The organism is Streptomyces sp. H27-H1 (assembly GCF_026627445.1).
Classification (GTDB): Bacteria; Actinomycetota; Actinomycetes; order Streptomycetales; family Streptomycetaceae; genus Streptomyces.
This window is the reverse complement of sequence record NZ_JAPNLJ010000126.1, coordinates 1-2,830: the sequence shown is the minus strand read 5'-3', so window position 1 is coordinate 2,830 and position 2,830 is coordinate 1. Positions and strand designations below refer to the sequence as shown.

Sequence of the window (2,830 nt, the reverse complement as noted above, 5' to 3'; positions counted from 1 at the left end):
CCCCTTTCAGGCCACCTCTACGCAGTTCGAAGTACTTCTTCGGCACCGACAGCGGCAGACGATTCGGCGGATACTTCGGCACGGGACGGACTCCCTCCAGGAGTCGCAACGACCGGTGGAAACCGCCAGTGCTACCCCATCCTTTACATCGACGCCGTGCGGGTCCGTGTCCGCGATGGCGGGCATGTGGTGAACAAGGCCGCGCACGTGGTCATCGGCGTCGACGTGGACGGCATTAAGAACGTCCTGGGGATCTGGATCGAGGACAACGAGGGCGCCAAGTTCTGGCTCCATGTGCTGACCCAGCTGAAGAACCGTGGCCTGGTGGATGCGCTGATCGTGTGCTGCGACGGGCTCAAGGGCCTGCCCGAGGCGATCGAGGCGGTCTGGCCCGCGGCGATCACGCAGCCTGTGGAGGGTGGAGGCGATGTCCTGAACACGGCGGGAGAGGCCCTGCCAGAGGTGAAAACGGTCGCTGACCTGCACGGCGTCGGGGGCGCCCGTGGTGATGCCCTGCCGGTAGGTGAGAGACCCGTCGCGGCAGGCGACCTCGACTCCCGGGTGTTCGCGAAGCCAACGGCTGAGCTGTTCGGCATCGCGCCCCGCCCAGAGCGTCAGCGGAAGACGCATCGTGGCGTCGACCAAGATCGTGCCGTAGGTGTCGCCGTAGAGCGCGAAGTCATCCACTCCCAGAACCCGGGGCGTCTCCATGGGCGGCAACGGCATCCGCATCAACTGCGCCAGCACGGTGCACCGTGACAGCGTGAGATTCAGGATCTGCAGCATCCGGGCACCACCCCGGCCTGCCAGCACCACACCGACGGCCTCGACCAGGCCCTGCAGCAACGGGGTCCGACGCTGATAGCGCACCGTCAACCCTGGCACCTGCTCGGCGAAGGTCGCCTTCGGACAGCTTGGGTTCTCGCAGTACAGACGGCGTACGGACAAGGCGACGCGCAGGGGCCGGCCTCCGAGGGGAACGTCGGCGAGGCGCCGTACGTAACGGCTGTGGCACCACGCACTGCGCTGGCCGCACCCCGTACATCCTGCTGGAACACCGGATCTCGTGCGAGCGCGGACCGTCACGCCGGTATCGGAGACATCGGCCGACACAACCACCACATCGGCCAACTGCGGTATCAAATCTTCGAGTTCGACAAGGCACAGTCACAGGCTGCCCATTACGCGGACCGGACGACCGTGTCACCGAGATGATCTCCGCCTACGAAAATCTTGCCAGAGCCAGCTCAGGCCGTACGCCGACACTGGGCAGACCAGGCGGACGCCGAACCCCGCTTCGATCTCGACGGCCTTGCGGACCTGCAGGAACCGGTGGAAGCCCTTGAAGATCTGCACGTACTCGCGCCGGGTCGAGGCCGCCCGCCCGGCAAGAGCCAGGTCGCCGACGATACGGTCGATGTCTTCGGGAGTGACATCCCAGGCGGGCCGGCCCAGCGCGGTGAGCGTCCGTTCCAGCAGGCCGATGTCGTTCTCGACCGTCACCGGACTGAACCCACGGGCCCGCCATGAGGCAACAAACGCCTCAACGCAGTCGGCCTGAAAATCCCACGGATCGGCGGTCACCGGCTCCAATAGGACGGCACCACCCTGGACCACCCTCAACTGGGATGCCACCGGCACACCTTCCTCGCACCTGACCGATCAAGGCAGCACCTGGAGAATCCGGCCACCACCATGAAGACCAACGAGGACAGCAGAAGATGGATACGGGCCGGTGGCAGCGGCGATCCACGAAAAGGAACATGTGCCAGCCCCAGATGAATGGGGCCAGGTATTCGGCGACGAAGTCCTCGCCACCGCCATCCTCGACCGCCTCTTGCACCACTGCGAAGTCGTCGCTATCAACGGCCCCGGCTACCGGCTGAAGAACCGCCTCAAGGCCATCGAGCGCGAGACCGAAGTCGCCTGATCCAGAGACTCAGGCCTGCCCCAGTTTCTCGCAGGGCGGGATGAAAACATCGGCGCTGTCGGCATCGCCAACATGCCCGTGAGCGTCCATCGTGATGGCCGTTGCCCGGCCCTGCGACGTGATCAGCCACGCGAGCACCTGTTCCGTCAGCGGGGTTTTCCCGGGGCCCTCGTCCTTCCAGTGCGCCCGCCACCCACCTCCAGGCACTGCGGCTACAACCTGGTCGGCCTTCTCAAGATGGGAGAAATCCTCGTAGTCCGTGACGGGACGGATGGCGCCTCGCTTGGGGTCGACAACAAGGGCCGTCCCTGTTGCCGGGTCCCATGCCTCCACCCGCGCCATGCGGCCGATCTCGGTTTCGGTGCCACTGAAGATGGCGGTCCAGCCGGTCTGATTGAAGTAGCGATGATCCACCACCCCATCATCTCGCACGGCAATGCCTACGAATCAGTGAGCATTTTCAGCGGTAGTTCTCCAGGGTGAGGATGGCTTTGGCTGCAGTGGTGAGCCAGGTCGGGCTGCAGCGCGCTTTGCGGAAGATCCGCCAGGTCTTGAGACGGGTCATGCCTCGCTCGACGGGGTAGCGCAAGCGGGCGTGGGCGGCCTTGTTCAACGACTTCTGGCGAGGGCTGAGTTCTTGGCCGGGGCGGCGCCGTCGGCCGGTGGCGAAGGTGCCGTCGGCTCCGAGGTAGGCCAGATCAGCCAGGGCCGGGATGCCCAAGCGGCGGCACGTGGCGATGATGCGGTGTCTGCGGGCCGCGGTGAGATCGTGGGCGGCCGGGCAGCACCCCGGAGATCCACAGGATCGTGCCGTCCGGATCGGTGATGACCTACACGTTCACTCCGTGGCGGCGGTGCTTTCCCGAGTAGTCGCCGCGTGCGTCACCCACCCGGTCGCAC

At 65.8% G+C, this 2,830-nt stretch carries 2 protein-coding genes and 4 pseudogenes; 2 read left to right on the top strand and 4 right to left on the bottom strand.

Features of this window, described 5'->3' with window-relative positions; all coding sequences use genetic code 11:
• Positions 1 to 132: 132 nt before the first annotated feature.
• Positions 133 to 408: pseudogene (locus OTB20_RS42030) on the top strand (transposase); the annotation flags it as partial.
• Between the two features lie 42 nt (positions 409 to 450).
• Here the strand turns inward: OTB20_RS42030 and OTB20_RS42025 are convergent.
• Positions 451 to 1,086, bottom strand: a pseudogene (locus OTB20_RS42025) (ISL3 family transposase); the annotation flags it as partial.
• Positions 1,087 to 1,203: 117 nt separating this feature from the next.
• Positions 1,204 to 1,635, bottom strand: a complete 432-nt coding sequence (locus OTB20_RS42020; protein ID WP_267825159.1) for a hypothetical protein — start codon at positions 1,633 to 1,635, stop codon at positions 1,204 to 1,206.
• Between the two features lie 145 nt (positions 1,636 to 1,780).
• On the opposite strand from OTB20_RS42020, the pseudogene OTB20_RS42015 reads away from it, so the two are divergent.
• Positions 1,781 to 1,930: pseudogene (locus OTB20_RS42015) on the top strand (ATP-binding protein); the annotation flags it as partial.
• Between the two features lie 9 nt (positions 1,931 to 1,939).
• Here OTB20_RS42015 and OTB20_RS42010 read toward each other — a convergent pair.
• Entirely contained in the window at positions 1,940 to 2,344 is a 405-nt protein-coding gene (locus tag OTB20_RS42010) for a hypothetical protein (protein WP_267825158.1), read from the bottom strand.
• A 46-nt stretch (positions 2,345 to 2,390) separates the two neighbouring features.
• Positions 2,391 to 2,830: pseudogene (locus OTB20_RS42005) on the bottom strand (transposase family protein); the annotation flags it as partial.